We start from the raw sequence: 14,446 nt of genomic DNA on the forward strand, positions 1-14,446 counted from the left end.
GAGACGGGCGGAGGCGACGGGTTCGATCTGGATATCGACGGCCGCGACAGCCACATCTTCTCGGCCGTGGCGGCGATGAACATCGGCTACGGATTCGGGCGGAATGGTTGGATCCGGCCTGAACTGCGTGTCGGCTATCGCCAGAACATCTCGGTCGACGCCGGCGAGACCATCGCCCGCTTCGCCAGCGGCGGGCCGGACTTCATCCTGACGCCCGACGCGATCGAGGGCGGCGGGCCGATCCTGGGCTTCCGCCTGAACGTCGGCAATGAGCTGGGCATGTTGTCGATCACCGGCGACGCCGAGCTGCTGGAGGACTACGTCCGCTACTCCCTGCTGCTGCGGGCCAGCTTCCGGTTCTGATCGGACCGACGCGAAAGACGAAGGCCGCCGGCGCGATCCGGCGGTCTTTTTCGTTCAGGCCGCCCGACTGCGCGAGCGTGCGTCCATCACCGCCTGAAAGTTCAGCTCGGCCCACTCGATCAGCGACAGCAGGGGGCCGGTGAAGCTGCGCCCCAGCGGCGTCAGGGCATAGGTCACGCTGGGCGGCGTGGTCGGCGCGACTTCGCGGCTGACCAAGCCATCGGTCTCCAGCGTCCGCAGGGTCTGGGTCAACATTCGCTTTGAAACATCCGGCACGGCGCGCGACAGGGCGCTGAAACGCATCGGCCCGGCGGCGAGAGCGCCGATCAGCAGCATCGACCAGCGATCCCCCAGGCGATCAAGCATATTGCGAACCGGACACCGCCCGGCGTCGAGCCCCCTCCCTGACCACTGCGTGAACTTGTCGCCCAACCTGTCGTGCGGCTCCATCGGTTCCCTCGGCGTAACCTGGTGACGGCGAAGTGCCGTCTTCACAGCTGGGCTGATGGTCTCCAAATGAGACCACGTCAACCTTGTCGGACTGGAGATGTCCATGAGCTCTTCCCCCCGCTTCTTCGTTACCGGCGCGACCGGCGAACTGGGTCGCCGCGTGGTCGCCGCGCTGGCGCAGCGCGTCGATCCCGCCTCCATCGTCGCCATCGTGCGTGACCCGGAGCGCGCCAAGGCCCTTCTTGCGCCGGGCGTGGGCGTTCGTGTCGGCGACTACGCCGCCCCTGAAACGCTGGCGAGTGCGTTCGACGGCGCGGAACGGCTGCTGCTGATCTCGTCCAACGCCGTGGGCCAACGCGTGCCGCAGCATCGCAACGTGATCGAGGCGGCCCGCCGCGCGGGCGTGTCGCGTCTGGCCTACACCAGCCTCCTGCACGCCAAGACCTCGTCCCTGGGCCTGGCGGACGAGCATCGCCAGACCGAAGCCCTGATCGCCGAGAGCGGCCTGGCGCATACCCTGCTCCGGAACGGCTGGTACACGGAGAACTACGCCGCCTCCATTCCCTCGGCGCTGAAGCATGGGGCGCTCATCGGCGCGGCGGGCAACGGGCGCATCTCGGCGGCGACGCGCCAGGACTACGCCGAGGCCGCGGCCGTCGCCCTGCTCGACGATGAGGCGGGACAGCGAGAGGTCTTGGAACTGGCGGGCGACGAGGCCTTCACCCTGGCGGAGTTCGCCGCCGAACTGTCGCGCCAGGCCGGACGCGACCTCCCCTATATCGACATGAGCGAGGCCGACTATCGCGCCGCCCTGCTCGGCGCGGGGCTGCCGGAGCCGATCGCCGCCATGCTGGCGAACTCCGACCGCGGCGCGGCCGAGGGCGGCTTGTTCGATGACGGACGGCGGATGTCGCAACTTCTGGGTCGACCGACCACGCCCTTCGCCCAGGCCATCGCCGACGCCCTGCGTGGCTGAGCCGGAAGCGGGGGCCGTCGCGGCCGCGCGGCGGCCCCCTGAGGACTTGGTGGGCGGCGAGGGGTTCGAACCCCCGACCCCCTCGGTGTAAACGAGGTGCTCTGACCAGCTGAGCTAGCCGCCCGAATGCGAGCCGGGCTTATGCCCGTCGCGCCCTAGCCGTTCAAGGCGCTTTTCAGCCCCTCACCGGGACGAAAGCGCGCGGTGCGCGAGGCGGGGCGGGCCACCGCCTGTCCGGTCTGGGGGTTGCGCGCCACGCCGGCCTTGCGGTCCACGGCGACAAAACTGCCGAAGCCGACCAGGCGCACGTCGCGGCCGTGGGTCAGCGCCTCCACCACGCCGTCGGTGAAGGCCTCCAGCGCCGCCTTGGCCTGATCGCGGCTGATGTCCGCCGCCGTGGCCATGCGGCCGATCAATTCCGTCCTGGTCATCGCATCCCCACAGCCTGCAAGCGAATCACTAAACGGCCTAACGCCGGCCAGGTCAAAAACGAAAGCGCCGCCGGGACGGATCCCGGCGGCGCATCAAGGTCGATCAAGGGCCGGATCAGTGGCTGACCGACACCGTGGCCGGGTCGGTCGTCGCCGGGGCCGGCGCGGGCAGAGGCTCGGCCGCCTCGTCCCATTCCACCGGCGTCAGCGAACCGGTCAGGGCCCACTTCAGCGCCTCGTCGGCGGTCGAGATCGGCACGATCTCCAGAGCCGACTTCACATTGTCCGGCACGTCGGCCAGGTCCTTCTCGTTCTCCTGCGGGATCAGCACCGTCTTGACGCCCGAGCGGAGCGCCGCGAGCAGCTTTTCCTTCAAGCCACCGATGGCGGTGACGCGGCCGCGCAAGGTGATCTCGCCGGTCATGGCGATGTCCTTGCGGATCGGGATGCCGGTCAGCACCGAGACCATCGCCACCGTCATGGCGACGCCGGCGGACGGACCGTCCTTGGGCGTGGCGCCGTCCGGCACGTGGACGTGGATGTCAGTCTTCTCGAACACCGGCGGCTTGACGCCGAAGGCCAGCGCCCGCGAGCGGACATAGGACGCCGCCGCCGAGATCGACTCCTTCATCACGTCCTTCAGGTTGCCTGTCACGGTCATGCGACCGCGGCCGGGCATCTTGATCGCCTCGATGGTCAGGATGTCGCCACCGAATTCGGTCCAGGCCAGGCCGGTGACGATGCCGACCTGATCCTCCTCGTCCGTCTCGCCATAACGGAACTTCTTGACGCCCGCGTATTCGGCCAGCTTGTCCGCATCCACGGTGATGGAGATCGCCTTGGTCTTGGCCATCTCGCGCACGGCCTTACGGGCCAGTCCGCCCAGGGCGCGCTCCAGAGAGCGAACCCCGGCCTCGCGGGTGTAATAGCGGATCAGGTCGCGGATGGTCTCGTCCGGCACGATCAGTTCGCCGTCCTTCAGGCCGTGGTCTTGCAGTTGCTTGGGCAGGACGTGGCGCTTGGCGATCTCGACCTTCTCGTCCTCGGTGTAGCCCGACACGCGGATGATCTCCATCCGGTCCATCAGCGGCTGCGGCATGTTCAGGCTGTTCGCGGTCGTCACGAACATGACCTGGGACAGGTCGTAGTCCACCTCCAGATAGTGGTCGCCGAAGGTCGAGTTCTGCGCCGGGTCCAGCACCTCCAGCAGGGCCGAGGACGGGTCGCCGCGCCAGTCGGCGCCAAGCTTGTCGATCTCGTCCAGCAGGACGAAGGCGTTGGTCGTCTTGGCCTTCTTCATCGACTGGATGATCTTGCCGGGCATGGAGCCGATGTAGGTCCGGCGGTGGCCGCGGATCTCGCTCTCGTCGCGCACGCCGCCGAGTGACATACGGACGTATTCGCGGCCCGTGGCTTTCGCGATGGACTTGGCCAGCGAGGTCTTGCCGACGCCCGGCGGGCCGACCAGACACAGGATCGGGCCCTTCAGGCTGCCGGTGCGCGCCTGCACCGCCAGATACTCGATGATCCGCTCCTTGACCTTCTCAAGCCCGAAGTGATCCTCTTCCAGGATGTCCTCGGCCTTCTGCAGGTCGATCGGCTTCTGCTTCGCCTTGCCCCACGGCACGGACAGCAGCCAGTCCAGATAGTTCCGCACGACGGTCGATTCCGCCGACATCGGGCTCATGTTGCGCAGCTTCTTGACCTCGGCCTCGGCCTTGGTGCGGGCTTCCTTGGACAGGCGCGTCTTACGGATGCGCTTCTCCAGCTCCATGATTTCGTCGCGCGCGTCGTCGGTCTCGCCCAGCTCGCGTTGGATCGCCTTCATCTGCTCGTTCAGATAATACTCGCGCTGGGTCTTCTCCATCTGGCGCTTCACGCGCGAGCGGATCTTCTTCTCGACCTGCAGGACGCTGATCTCGCCCTCCATCAGGCCATAGACCTTCTCCAGGCGCTTGGGCACCTCGATGGTCTCCAGCAGGCCCTGCTTGTCGCTGATCTTGACCGACAGGTGGGCGGCGACGGAGTCGGCCAGCTTGGAGGCGTCGGTGATCTGAGGAATGGAGCTGAGGGCCTCGGGCGGCACCTTCTTGTTCAGCTTCACATAGTTCTCGAACTGCTCGACCACGGCACGCAGCATCGCCTCCGACTGGGCGGTGTCGCCCGGCTCGTCGGCGATCTCCTCGCATTCGGCCTCGAAATAGTCGGCGCGGTCGGTGAAGCGCGTCAGGCGCGCCCTGCCCTTGCCCTCGACCAGCACCTTGACGGTGCCGTCAGGCAGCTTGAGCAGCTGCAGGACGCTGGCCAACACGCCCGTGGGATAGATGGCGTCGGGGGCCGGATCGTCGTCCACCGAGTTCTTTTGGGTGGCCAGCAGGATCTGCTTTTCGCCCTTCATGATCTCGTCGAGCGCCTTGACCGACTTCTCGCGACCCACGAACAGCGGCACGACCATATGCGGAAAGACCACGATGTCTCTCAGCGGCAGGACGGGCAGGATTTTCGTCTCGGACATGATGCATAACTCCTGGGCCCTTGATGATCTCCGGCCCGCCGCGACGCCTGCTCCTGCGAAATGCTTCGGCGGTTCGTCGCGGCCCGTCGATTCCGACGGCGTTCGAGGGAGTATGTGGTTCGCACGTCGCCGGGTTCAAGCGTCGCCGGCGAACCGCCCACATGCACGTGACGGAGGCGGCGGGTCGGCGGCAGGCCGTGCGCCGCCGCTTGCCCGGCGCCGCCTGCATCTGTAGAGCAGGCGGCGTCGCGGCTATGGCGAAATTGGTAGACGCAGCAGGTTTAGGTCCTGCCGGGAGACCGTGGGGGTTCGAGTCCCTCTAGCCGCACCATCTCGAGGCGAAGTCAGGCGTTGCCGCGACGACCGGCCTCGAACAGGAACCAGACGCGCTTTTCGCTCTCGTCGATCCAGTTCTCCAGCAGGCTGGCGGTGGCGACGTCGTTGTGTTCGTCGCACAGATCGTGGACCTCGCGCATCCAGCCGACCAGCTCGTTGTTGTCGTCACGGAGCTCGGCCAGCATGTCGAACGGATCGACGTAGTCGGCGTCGTTGTCGAGAATGCGCTGCTCGCCGGCGATCTGGCCGATGGAGCGCAGAGTCACGCCGCCGATCTTGCGCGCCCGTTCGGCGATCGGATCGGTCATGGCGAACAGTTCGGCCGCCTGCTCGTCCAGCAAAAGGTGGAAGTCGCGGAAATGCGGACCCGACACGTGCCAGTGGAAGTTCTTGGTCTTCAGGTAGAGGGCGAAGACATCGGCCAGCAGGCCGGTCAGCGCTGCGGAAATGTCGCGGGTCGCCTCCTCCGACAGGCTGGTGGGGGTTCTCAGCGGCGCCAGGCGCCGGTCGTGCGCGTCAGCCATGATCCAATCTCCTCGGCTCAATCCTGCGGTCTAGCTAAGCAGCAGATCGCGGCGGCGAAAGCCCTGACATGGGTCAATTCTGCTTATGCCGGCCATCAGGCGCATCGATGCAGCGCGCCGCGAGAAACGCTTCGTCAGGCGACGCGTTCACCGATGATGGAAACCGACGAAGACACCGCCCGGAAAATCGCGCGCAAGCCGGGAATGCCGCCTATCGACGTCGACTACACCAGCCCGGACGAGAAGATCGCCCGCAGCGCCTTTCGCGTGTCCGCCACCGCCATCGGAGTCGCCGCCTTGGTCATCGCGGCGCTGATCGCGCTGTTCCTGTGGTGGAGCCCGACGGCCTGAGGTTGCACGATCGGCGCAAGGCGCGCTGGATCACCCGAGCGGGCTGCGTCTTACGTCCTGTCGGGAGGACCGAGATGGCTGGGGAACTAGGACTCGAACCTAGAATGACGGTACCAAAATCTGAAATCTCTGAAGAAGAAACAGACACTTAGGCTGTAAAACCCCGGCTATCCGAACCTAGTGAAATCAATGACTTAGCAAGACGATGTAAAACGCCATGAGCGGTCAGATTTTACGATTTGGCGGCGCGGAGAGGACTCGGTGGTCCTCTCAATCGCGAAACTGGCGCGGGCCCGTAGAGATCAGATCACCGTCCGACCGCTTCCTGAAGGAGCGGTTTGCCCGTGGAAGCCAGCCACTCCCGGAATGTCTTCAGCGACCCGAACTCGGCGTTCAGCGCCGCTATATCGGCCGCTGTCCCTATACGACCTTCGTCAAACAGTTCGGCAGTCCGACCGAAAAAGACATCTGAGGCGAGGATCTCCGGCGCAAAACGCTCGTAGACGATAAGGCGCCCTGCCGCCGCGGTTAAGGCTGCGATGTCAGCCCTTGGGCAACCAGTGCAGCACAGCGGCCTGGGTCGCCAGGGCGACGGCCAGCGCCCAGCCGAAGCTCAGGAAGGTGCCGATGATGATGTACTCCGCCTGGTGGCGATCGTTCTGATCCTGGACGTCCCTGAACCTCAGGATGGATTTGGCGGCGAGCAGAAAGCCGACCCCCTCAGGATGGCCGATGAGGATAAAGGTCAGCGTCAACCCGCGCTCCAACCAGCCGATATATTTGCCGGCGTTGGGCATGCCGACGATCGGGCCTGAGGCGACGCCGGTCGTCAGAAGGGTGTTGGCGGCGCGCCCGGCCGGTGAAAGCGGCTCGACGAGCTTTTTGATGACGACGCCACCCACCCAGACGGCGACCACGCCCCCGCACAGCACAGCGAGCGCGGCGTAGATCTGGACCTGCACCGGCGAGGGCTGGAGCCCCCACAGGCTTTGCGAGGCCATGGCCGGCCAAGCGACGGCGAGACCGACCAGCACGGCGATATGGACGGCCTGATCCAGGCCGAACGCCCACAGCCGGTCGCCCAGCCGGTGGACCTTTAGCCAGTCCATGGCGAAATGGCTGGCGGCCATGATGGCCACCGGGCCGAGTATGGACAGCCGGGTCGGCGCCAGCATCAGCAAGGTCAGGACCGTGACGATGGCCACATGGTCCGCCAAGCCCCGCAAGGTCTGTTTGCGGGCAATCAGGGCGTCCGACTGGAAGACGAAGTCGCCAAGCAGATGACCGGCCAGCAACAGCAGGAAGGTTTCGATCACCGTGCTACGCTCCCGCGCTTTGTAACAACCCATTTGGGTTGTAGGCGACGATCACAACCGAATTGGGTTGTCATATCAGTCTCACCCGGTTCCAGGTCAACGCCTCGCTATAGTCGACGGCGCGCAGCAAGGCGGTGATCTTGGCGGCGGAAAGCGCCTTGCTCACAGCCTGCTGCGAGACCCCAAGCATCTCCGCCATGCGCGCCTGGGTCGGCGCCTCCGGCGCCAGAGCCAGCCTGGCCGCCTGCGCCTGCTTCTGGCTCCAGTCATCCATCAGCACGCTGCAGAGGTGAGAGAGCGGACCCAAGGCGCCCCACTTCAGACCCGTTTGAGGACCTCGAACCGTGATGTCGACCGTGTCGCCAAGATCATCCAGGGCGCGACCGGACAGGAGAAAGGCTTCGCCTGAGGACAGGGAGGTCCGCTGTTTGTCGATGCGATCAACCTCGCCGTAGCCTATGGCGATGCGCGTATCCCACTCGGGGTCCCCGGCCTTCAGGCTGGCGCGAATATAGAGCGCCGCGCGCAGAGCGAACCCGGGCTGCGTCAGCAGCATCTGCCAGCTGTCGCCGCGAAAGAAGTCGGCCGGCGCTCCGACCAGCTTGGCCCGCCAGGTTTCGATCTCCGTGGCTGCGGTCGCGAAAGCGTCCCGGGCCCCCTCAAGAGAAGCGGGGGTGAGCCGGCTGGAGCCGACGAGGTCTCCGGTCAGAACCGCGCGCGTGGTCATGAAAGGCTCTCCGGCGTGATCACAGGCGCGGCCCCGTCTCGTCTTTCACACAGCGCCCCGTCTGGCGCACCGCCGTCGCGCCGTCCCCGATTGTCCGCAGGATCGTGGCGTCGTAGCGGTTCACACGCGCATGGACTGGGGGCGCGTCTTCCAGAGCCGGAAACTCAATCCGGTACTGATGAGACGAAACCGACGCGCTCCCCTCTCTCGGAGCCGGCAGATTCATCCACCGGGCGGTCCGCAGGCCGGTGTCGATGACCATGGTCATCGGGGCGGCCGGCTCGAAGCTGCACGTGAACTGGACCAGGGTCGGCGGCGCGACATCGGCTTGGCGACTACAAGCGCTCAAGCTCGCCGCCACGACGACCGCGCCTCCTATCATCTCGACGGCGCCAAACTTCATTGACCCTGACCCTACGCTTTGACGATGACCATACAACTGATTTTGGTTGTATCAACAGTTAACAACCAAAATCAGTTGTAGATACCCCCTTTATGAGGACACGACAGCGCGCCCTCTAGCGCCCCCGATCCACGCCGTCCCGTTCGCGAAGCTCCGCGTTTCGCCGTTGGAGCGCCTCCTCACGTGTCTGCGGATCCGCTCGCGATCGGACAAATCGTTCGACGAGCGCCCCCAAAAGGCGCTCCTCCGATGTGGTCGAGCTTTTGAGCCTCAAACTCTCGGCGACCAGCAATTTACGGATTTTCGCCTCCCTGTTCCCCCGTTCGGCATCTCGTCTTCAACAAGTGCTGAAGGAAGCCGGCATCGAGAAACGGGCTGACAACGGTCAGGGCGTCCACCATTTCGGGCAAGATCGGAAGGCTCCATTCGCTCTGACCCCGGCTGATCCGGAGGCGATCTACACGCACCCCGTCGGGCGCCCGCCACTTCAGCGCAGAAACCTCCGTCGCCAAGCGGCTTGGCGACAAACCGCCCAGACCGGCCCTCTCGGCCAGGCGCCGCGCGATATCGTCCGCCCCTGGCACGAGGCGGCCCTTGGCTTGCTGGCCGCTGACGAGAACCAGACCAAGGTCCCGGTTTTCCGGCGCGGTGAGATTGCGGCTTCCGACCCACAATCGCCACTCGAAGGCCTTTTCCGACCGCATCCGAACAAGGGCCGCCTTGGGATGCCAGCTCTGGTGACGCTCATCGAAGGGCACGTCCCTCACGAACTGATCCAGAACCCCCGTCAGTCTGGGAACCCTGGCCATCTTCGCCAGACGCCCGCGCTGAATAATGACCCGGGTCTTGCCGCGTAGCGCTTCAATGGCGTCCGCGAGGTCGCGACGGGACGCCGGACGGTCTTCATCGTCTCGCCCGATAAGCGCCAAGAGCGCGGCGACGATCGAGATCGGATCAGCGGAATAGGCGGCCAGAAGCGCCAGTTCGGTCTTCCACCCGGGAGGCGGGCGAAGCGCATCGAGATAGCCTGTGATCGGCCACCCGGTCCGACCTAGTCACCATCTGGGCCGACTATAGCGGCATCGTCCAGAAATCCGCGCCGGCCACTTTGCTGGTGATCACGCGCCAAGGTCTGTCTACGGACGCCCAGGCCTATGTCGATGAGCAGGCAGGCCTGCGTCATCAGACCATTTGGGAACTTGAGAACGAGATCCTGGGGCTGACCGACTACGTCCGCTCCCTGACCGGCCTCTTCCACCAGGATGGCCTGAGCGATTATTACATTCCCGGCCGCGCGCGCCTGGCCAGATACGAAAGTGATCACCGCACCCTGTCCGAGACGGACACCCTGCTGTTCGAAGCCGTCACGACCTGGATCGACGGCGAGGACTATCAACCGATCGCGATCTTGGGCGGCTACGGTGCCGGCAAATCCAGCTTCATCAAGCGCCTAGTCGCCAACCAGGCCGAACGGGCCTTGTCCGATCCCTACGCACGCCGCCCGATCCTAATCGGTCTCGGTGAGTACGCGCGATATTCCAGTTTAGAAGGCCTGTTGGGTGGCAAGTTCACCCACGACTTCCCGGTGGACGGCTTCAACGTCCATCACTTCCTGGAACTCAGCGACAAGGGCCGGTTGTTGGTGGCCCTCGACGGGTTCGATGAGATGAAGCATGCCATGACGTGGGGCGACTTTCGGGCCCAGATCGCGAGCTTGAACCGGCTCACGCACGGCAAGGCCAAGGTCGTCCTATCGGGGCGGCCGAGCGCCTTCACCTCGACGGAGGAGCACGTTCATGTCCTGCGCGGCCTGAAGCGTTACCAGGAGGGCTATCGGCGCCTTGGCGCCTGGGCCGCCAGCCGATTGGCGGACAGCCGCCCGCAGGCATAGGCCCTGCCCTGCGCATCGTCGCAGACCTGCCGGCCCTCGGGCGCATCCACACCCCACAGCCGGATGCGGACGCCGTGGACTTCCAGGGTGTCGCCATCGATGACCGACGCCCGCCCTTCGACAGTAGGCGGCTCCGGCGCGCAGCCGACGAGAAGTACCAATGCGGGAATCAGAACGCGCATGACCCTCATAGCCCAAAGCCTGAGCCCGGACCGACCTCCCAGCGGCTATATCAATCTCGCAGAGCCGAACCCCGGGACATCACGCCGGACGAGGGAAAGGACATACGGACTTAGCCCTGTTCGTCCGATCGCGGGCTTCGACATCGCGCCCGCCGATATGGAGTTTCTGCATATCGGCGCCCATCTGCCAGGGACGCCTCTGCTTAACGAGCTTCTCGCGCTGCGCCGCGTCGACACCCGCCATTTCGACCCGGAAGTCTGGGCCTTCACCGATCAGATCGATCTGTCGAAGTCGGGGGTGAGTCGGTTGGTCAATGTGGACGACGCCGCGCTGCAGAAGCGGTTGGATTCGATCGAGACCAACATCCAGTATCTCGACACCGGCCAGCCCGTCTCCGCCGGCCACACGGCGTTCAGCGGATGGAAGAGCCCGTGGTGGTGGTGGCGGGCGCGTCACCTGACGCTCCTGGAGTTCGAGCGTCGCGGTTTGACGCCCGTGCCGGCCCCAGTCATCCCGCCGCCCATCGTGCTCGCCCCGGCCCTGCGCGGCGTCAACACCGGCGGCGGGGAACTGCTCGTGCGCCTGAGCCAGAAACGATACCTGATGCAGATGCTTCAGGCGGGACAGCTTCGCTTTGCGCCGGCGGCCTCCTATGACGACTCCCGCCTGGACGCCGCCCGCGCCGACGACGAGATGGCCAAGGCCTACCAGAGACCCGGACAGGTCCTGCGGATCACCACCGAAGACGGTCGCGCGATCGAGGCGATCGGAGACGTGAGTTTCGCGCGACAACGCCGGTCCGAAGACGCCGGCGCGCTGGTCGATCATCCCTACTGGATGATGTCCTTCAGCTCCGATCTCGACCCGCGATTGCTCGACGCCTTCGCCAGCGCGGACCCTGACGAGGACGCCTTTCTGGTCGTCTTCGATGTTCGGGCCTTTTTCGAACGCGCGGCGCCCGTCCTGGCTGATGCTGCGCCCGGCGGGACGTACAGTCTCGTCCAGAACGACTACTTCGACCCCTACTATCCGCCCGGGGACGGCCTGCAGGCGATCCGGTCCAAGCTGATGGCCTATGCCTACCAACGGGAGGTCCGGTTCGCGGTGGACCCTTTGGGATATCTGAAGACCGCAGCGGACGGCTGTCTCTATGTCGAGATCGGATCGATCGAAGACATCGCCGGCGTCTATGGCCGCGATGGGTCGAAGATCGCCGGCATCGGCCCCGCCACCTGGTCAGATTGAGGCCGGATCGCATTTGGGCGGCAATCCGCTCATAGGCGGCAAAGACTGGGCATCACCCATTTTCTCCTGCCGGGGGCGAGGTGACGCGCTGACCCTAGCCCCCCCCGCCCGACGAAATTCTTTCCGCCCGCCTTACCGTGACGACCGGCGCCCGCGATTGGATGGTCGAAAGGCGGGATCCGGCGCGGGACGCCTTGTAAAGGTCGCGCTCAGACACCGGATGATCGTCACGGGCTTTTTCGCTGGTTTGATCGAGCACCGCGCGCAACCGGGAACCTTCAAACAACAAGGCCTGCACGGCGTCAGGTCGACAGCGGATCCACCGCAGGCCTTCACGACGGGCGGCCTCGAAAGACCGGCCGGACAGCCAGCGCGGATGGAGGCGTCCGTCCGCCTCCAGCACGATCAGATAGACCATTCCCACTCGATTGCTCTAAGCTGGATAAAATCATGAATCAGTTGGTTTTTTCGCGGCCCACCTACTTTAACACCGGCTCGCCGCCCGACCGTTCGGCTTGGTTCTGAAAACATTAGATAAATAGACCGATGTAAAAACCGCGTGATCGCGCAATCTTTCGAGACGTATTGACAATCTCAAACTCGAATTAACAATCGATTCTTGCGCGTTCACTTGCCTCCGCTAGACTAGCATGAACAGAACCTACATCGCCATCGCTGACGCCGGCAGAGCGTAGTGCATAACCAGCATCCAGATCGCCATGGCGATCATCATCAGGTTCTCGGTCAGGGATAGGAAGCCAAGCGGCACATTGCTGTCTCCACCGACGCAGGCGCATTTCAGTTCGCGCTTGTCGATGTAGACAGCCTTGAAGACCGAGGCCGCGCCAATGCCGCCGATGAACAGGGCCACCGGGACCGACAACCAAGTCAGGACGCCCGCGACCATCAACGCGCCTGCCCCGAACTCGGCGAACGGATAGACCTTGCCGTATGGCACCCACCGCTTGGCCAGCAGGTCGTAGTTCAGGAACATGGATGAGAAGCTCTCGATGTTCTGGAGCTTCAGCATGGCGAGGGCCATCATAGACAGGGCGATAAACCACTCCCCTGCCCGCACGGTGAACGGCGTGCCAAAAATCGTCAGGCTGAGCATCGTCGCCATCACGGCGGTGGTCAGGAAGACGACGAGGACCGGCGTGTAGGTGGTCGCCTTGGGATCGCGGACCTTGAGACCGAGATAGCGGCGCAGATCGTCGTGGCCGCCGACACGCTGGCCGTCGATGAACACCTGCGGCGTTGTCTTCACCCCGTGCTCGGCCTTGAAGGCGTCGGTCTGCTCGCGGGTCGTGAGCCAGTGGTCCTCGACCTTGTAGCCCCGGCTCTTGAGAAGATGCCGGGCCTTGAGCCCCCACGGACAGGTGTGGTCGGGCATCACCATCCGATAGATGACAGCGGTCTTGGTCATTGCAGGCTCCTTGATCTTCAAATCCGAGCTACAGCTCTTAGGTTCCGTACCTAGATACGGAGTCAAGCATGAACGTTCGGACGATCGCAGGGTTGGCGCGAGACGGCGGCGTCGGGGTGGAGACTGTCCGCTTTTATCAGCGTCGCGGATTGCTTTCGACGCCTGACAAATGGTCGCGTGATGGCGCTGGCGCGGGCGTTCGACGCTATGGCGAGGAGGACGTGCGCCAGCTGAAGTTCATTCGCTCCGCACAGACGGCGGGCTTCACCCTCGAGCAGATCAAAGAGCTGTTGTCGCTCGACGCTGGCGAGGATCGCACGCGCGCCCGTGCGTTGGCCGCGGAGAGGCTGGAGGCGCTGGATCGAACCATCTCCGATCTTGAGGGGGCGAGAGCGGCGTTGCGCCGACTGGCGAGCGCTTGCGCGGCGAACGACAGCGGACCGTGTCCGATCATTTCGGCCTTTCAGGGTGAAAAGGTTTGAAATCTTGCCCTGTCTTGGCGAACGGGGTGCGAGGGCCGGCAGCCGTCCCGCCTGGGAAAAACCCGACTGCGTGGCCACGCAAGCGCGAGGACCGGAACGTCCCGCAGCCAGAACTGTTCGTTGATCATCACTTTCGGAGAACGAAGATGTCGATCAAACTGAACGTTGGTCTGGCGACCGCCGCGCTATCCGTGCTCCTCACGGCGTGCAATCCTGCGGGACAGGCCGATAGAACCGCGACTGCCGACTCGGGGTCGGCGGCCGAACACAGCGTTCCGGCGGTCCAGCCGATGGCGGGGCCCGAGACGCCCTTTTCCACCTCTGAACAGCAGATGCATCAGGCCATGATGCAGGCGCACGGCGCAGACCCGCAGGAGACCTACGCCCTGAAGATGATCGAGCACCACCGGGGCGCCATCGCCATGTCGGAGGTTCTGATGCGCGAGAACCCGGACGCTGCGCTCCGCGAGATGGCCGAAAAGACGATTACGATGCAGCGCCAGGAGATCACGGCGCTGGAGCAGTGGGTCGCGCAACATCGGTCCGCCGCGGCAACCCCCGCTTCGGGTTCGGTCCAGCCCGGAGCCTGACGCGGGACGAATACGCGCGGGGACTGGTCTGCCCGTGCGTATTTGCTTTTGAACGGCGTCGATCGTCGGCGTCTGTCCGCCGGCGGGAGGTCACTCATGCACGAAAAGAGCTATCGCAACCTCGCGATTGAACTCATCGTCCACTTCATCATCATGTATTTGGTGATGTTCACGATGATCGCGACGCTCGATCACTTCAACTTCAATCTGAACAATCTCTACATGACGCTGATGATG

At 64.7% G+C, this 14,446-nt stretch carries 16 protein-coding genes, 2 tRNA genes and 1 pseudogene; 8 read left to right on the forward strand and 11 right to left on the reverse strand.

The window, feature by feature from the left end; all coding sequences use genetic code 11:
- Nucleotides 1–363 (forward strand): annotated as a pseudogene (locus tag B2U11_RS14735) (autotransporter domain-containing protein); the annotation flags it as partial.
- Nucleotides 364–417: 54 nt separating this feature from the next.
- Here the strand turns inward: B2U11_RS14735 and B2U11_RS14740 are convergent.
- Entirely contained in the window at nt 418–729 is a 312-nt protein-coding gene (locus B2U11_RS14740) for a winged helix-turn-helix transcriptional regulator (RefSeq protein WP_292072860.1), read from the reverse strand.
- 187 nt (nt 730–916) lie between these two features.
- On the opposite strand from B2U11_RS14740, the gene B2U11_RS14745 reads away from it, so the two are divergent.
- Nucleotides 917–1,789: an SDR family oxidoreductase gene (locus tag B2U11_RS14745; protein WP_292072862.1), complete on the forward strand. Its 873-nt coding sequence runs from the start codon at nt 917–919 to the stop codon at nt 1,787–1,789.
- A gap of 47 nt (nt 1,790–1,836) precedes the next feature.
- Here the strand turns inward: B2U11_RS14745 and B2U11_RS14750 are convergent.
- The 3 genes from B2U11_RS14750 to lon all read right to left on the reverse strand — a co-directional run bounded on the left by B2U11_RS14750 (nt 1,837) and on the right by lon (nt 4,735).
- Nucleotides 1,837–1,913: transfer RNA gene (locus B2U11_RS14750), tRNA-Val, on the reverse strand.
- Between the two features lie 31 nt (nt 1,914–1,944).
- On the reverse strand, nt 1,945–2,220 hold the full coding sequence (locus B2U11_RS14755; RefSeq protein WP_292072864.1) for an HU family DNA-binding protein: 276 nt from the start codon (nt 2,218–2,220) through the stop codon (nt 1,945–1,947).
- Nucleotides 2,221–2,335: 115 nt separating this feature from the next.
- Nucleotides 2,336–4,735: an endopeptidase La gene (gene lon, locus B2U11_RS14760; RefSeq protein WP_292072865.1), complete on the reverse strand. Its 2,400-nt coding sequence runs from the start codon at nt 4,733–4,735 to the stop codon at nt 2,336–2,338.
- A gap of 248 nt (nt 4,736–4,983) precedes the next feature.
- On the opposite strand from lon, the gene B2U11_RS14765 reads away from it, so the two are divergent.
- Nucleotides 4,984–5,066: transfer RNA gene (locus tag B2U11_RS14765), tRNA-Leu, on the forward strand.
- Between the two features lie 13 nt (nt 5,067–5,079).
- On the opposite strand, the gene B2U11_RS14770 is transcribed toward B2U11_RS14765, so the two are convergent.
- Nucleotides 5,080–5,595: a Dps family protein gene (locus tag B2U11_RS14770; RefSeq protein ID WP_292072866.1), complete on the reverse strand. Its 516-nt coding sequence runs from the start codon at nt 5,593–5,595 to the stop codon at nt 5,080–5,082.
- Between B2U11_RS14770 and B2U11_RS14775 the strand changes: the two genes are divergently transcribed.
- Entirely contained in the window at nt 5,581–5,946 is a 366-nt protein-coding gene (locus tag B2U11_RS14775) for a hypothetical protein (protein WP_292072869.1), read from the forward strand. The genes B2U11_RS14770 and B2U11_RS14775 overlap by 15 nt on opposite strands.
- 542 nt (nt 5,947–6,488) lie before the next feature.
- Here B2U11_RS14775 and B2U11_RS14780 read toward each other — a convergent pair.
- From B2U11_RS14780 to B2U11_RS14795, 4 genes are all read right to left on the reverse strand, one after another.
- A complete protein-coding gene (locus tag B2U11_RS14780) occupies nt 6,489–7,262 on the reverse strand; it encodes a DUF3307 domain-containing protein (RefSeq protein WP_035285540.1) in 774 nt (257 codons plus the stop codon).
- 70 nt (nt 7,263–7,332) lie between these two features.
- Entirely contained in the window at nt 7,333–7,989 is a 657-nt protein-coding gene (locus B2U11_RS14785; protein ID WP_003170290.1) for a hypothetical protein, read from the reverse strand.
- Nucleotides 7,990–8,008: 19 nt separating this feature from the next.
- Entirely contained in the window at nt 8,009–8,392 is a 384-nt protein-coding gene (locus B2U11_RS14790) for a hypothetical protein (protein ID WP_054765707.1), read from the reverse strand.
- Between the two features lie 293 nt (nt 8,393–8,685).
- The gene (locus tag B2U11_RS14795) at nt 8,686–9,321 is read right to left on the reverse strand and encodes a hypothetical protein (RefSeq protein ID WP_003170292.1); all 636 of its coding nucleotides are present in this window, start codon (nt 9,319–9,321) and stop codon (nt 8,686–8,688) included.
- A 185-nt stretch (nt 9,322–9,506) separates the two neighbouring features.
- Here B2U11_RS14795 and B2U11_RS14800 point away from each other — a divergent pair, with 185 nt between their 5' ends.
- Nucleotides 9,507–10,283, forward strand: a complete 777-nt coding sequence (locus B2U11_RS14800; RefSeq protein WP_156314196.1) for an NACHT domain-containing protein — start codon at nt 9,507–9,509, stop codon at nt 10,281–10,283.
- Between the two features lie 99 nt (nt 10,284–10,382).
- On the forward strand, nt 10,383–11,711 hold the full coding sequence (locus B2U11_RS14805; protein WP_155800760.1) for a hypothetical protein: 1,329 nt from the start codon (nt 10,383–10,385) through the stop codon (nt 11,709–11,711).
- A 94-nt stretch (nt 11,712–11,805) separates the two neighbouring features.
- On the opposite strand, the gene B2U11_RS14810 is transcribed toward B2U11_RS14805, so the two are convergent.
- Complete coding sequence (locus B2U11_RS14810) at nt 11,806–12,129, reverse strand: hypothetical protein (RefSeq protein WP_003170295.1); 324 nt, start codon at nt 12,127–12,129, stop codon at nt 11,806–11,808.
- Nucleotides 12,130–12,372: 243 nt separating this feature from the next.
- Nucleotides 12,373–13,137, reverse strand: a complete 765-nt coding sequence (locus B2U11_RS14815; protein WP_055808283.1) for a glutaredoxin family protein — start codon at nt 13,135–13,137, stop codon at nt 12,373–12,375.
- Nucleotides 13,138–13,205: 68 nt separating this feature from the next.
- Between B2U11_RS14815 and B2U11_RS14820 the strand changes: the two genes are divergently transcribed.
- The gene (locus B2U11_RS14820) at nt 13,206–13,619 is read left to right on the forward strand and encodes a MerR family transcriptional regulator (protein WP_054765702.1); all 414 of its coding nucleotides are present in this window, start codon (nt 13,206–13,208) and stop codon (nt 13,617–13,619) included.
- 146 nt (nt 13,620–13,765) lie between these two features.
- Nucleotides 13,766–14,209, forward strand: coding sequence for a DUF305 domain-containing protein (locus tag B2U11_RS14825; protein ID WP_082382688.1), 444 nt, complete (start codon nt 13,766–13,768; stop codon nt 14,207–14,209).
- Nucleotides 14,210–14,446: the final 237 nt, after the last annotated feature.

It is taken from the genome of Brevundimonas sp. UBA7534 (assembly GCF_002479325.1).
Lineage (GTDB): Bacteria > Pseudomonadota > Alphaproteobacteria > Caulobacterales > Caulobacteraceae > Brevundimonas.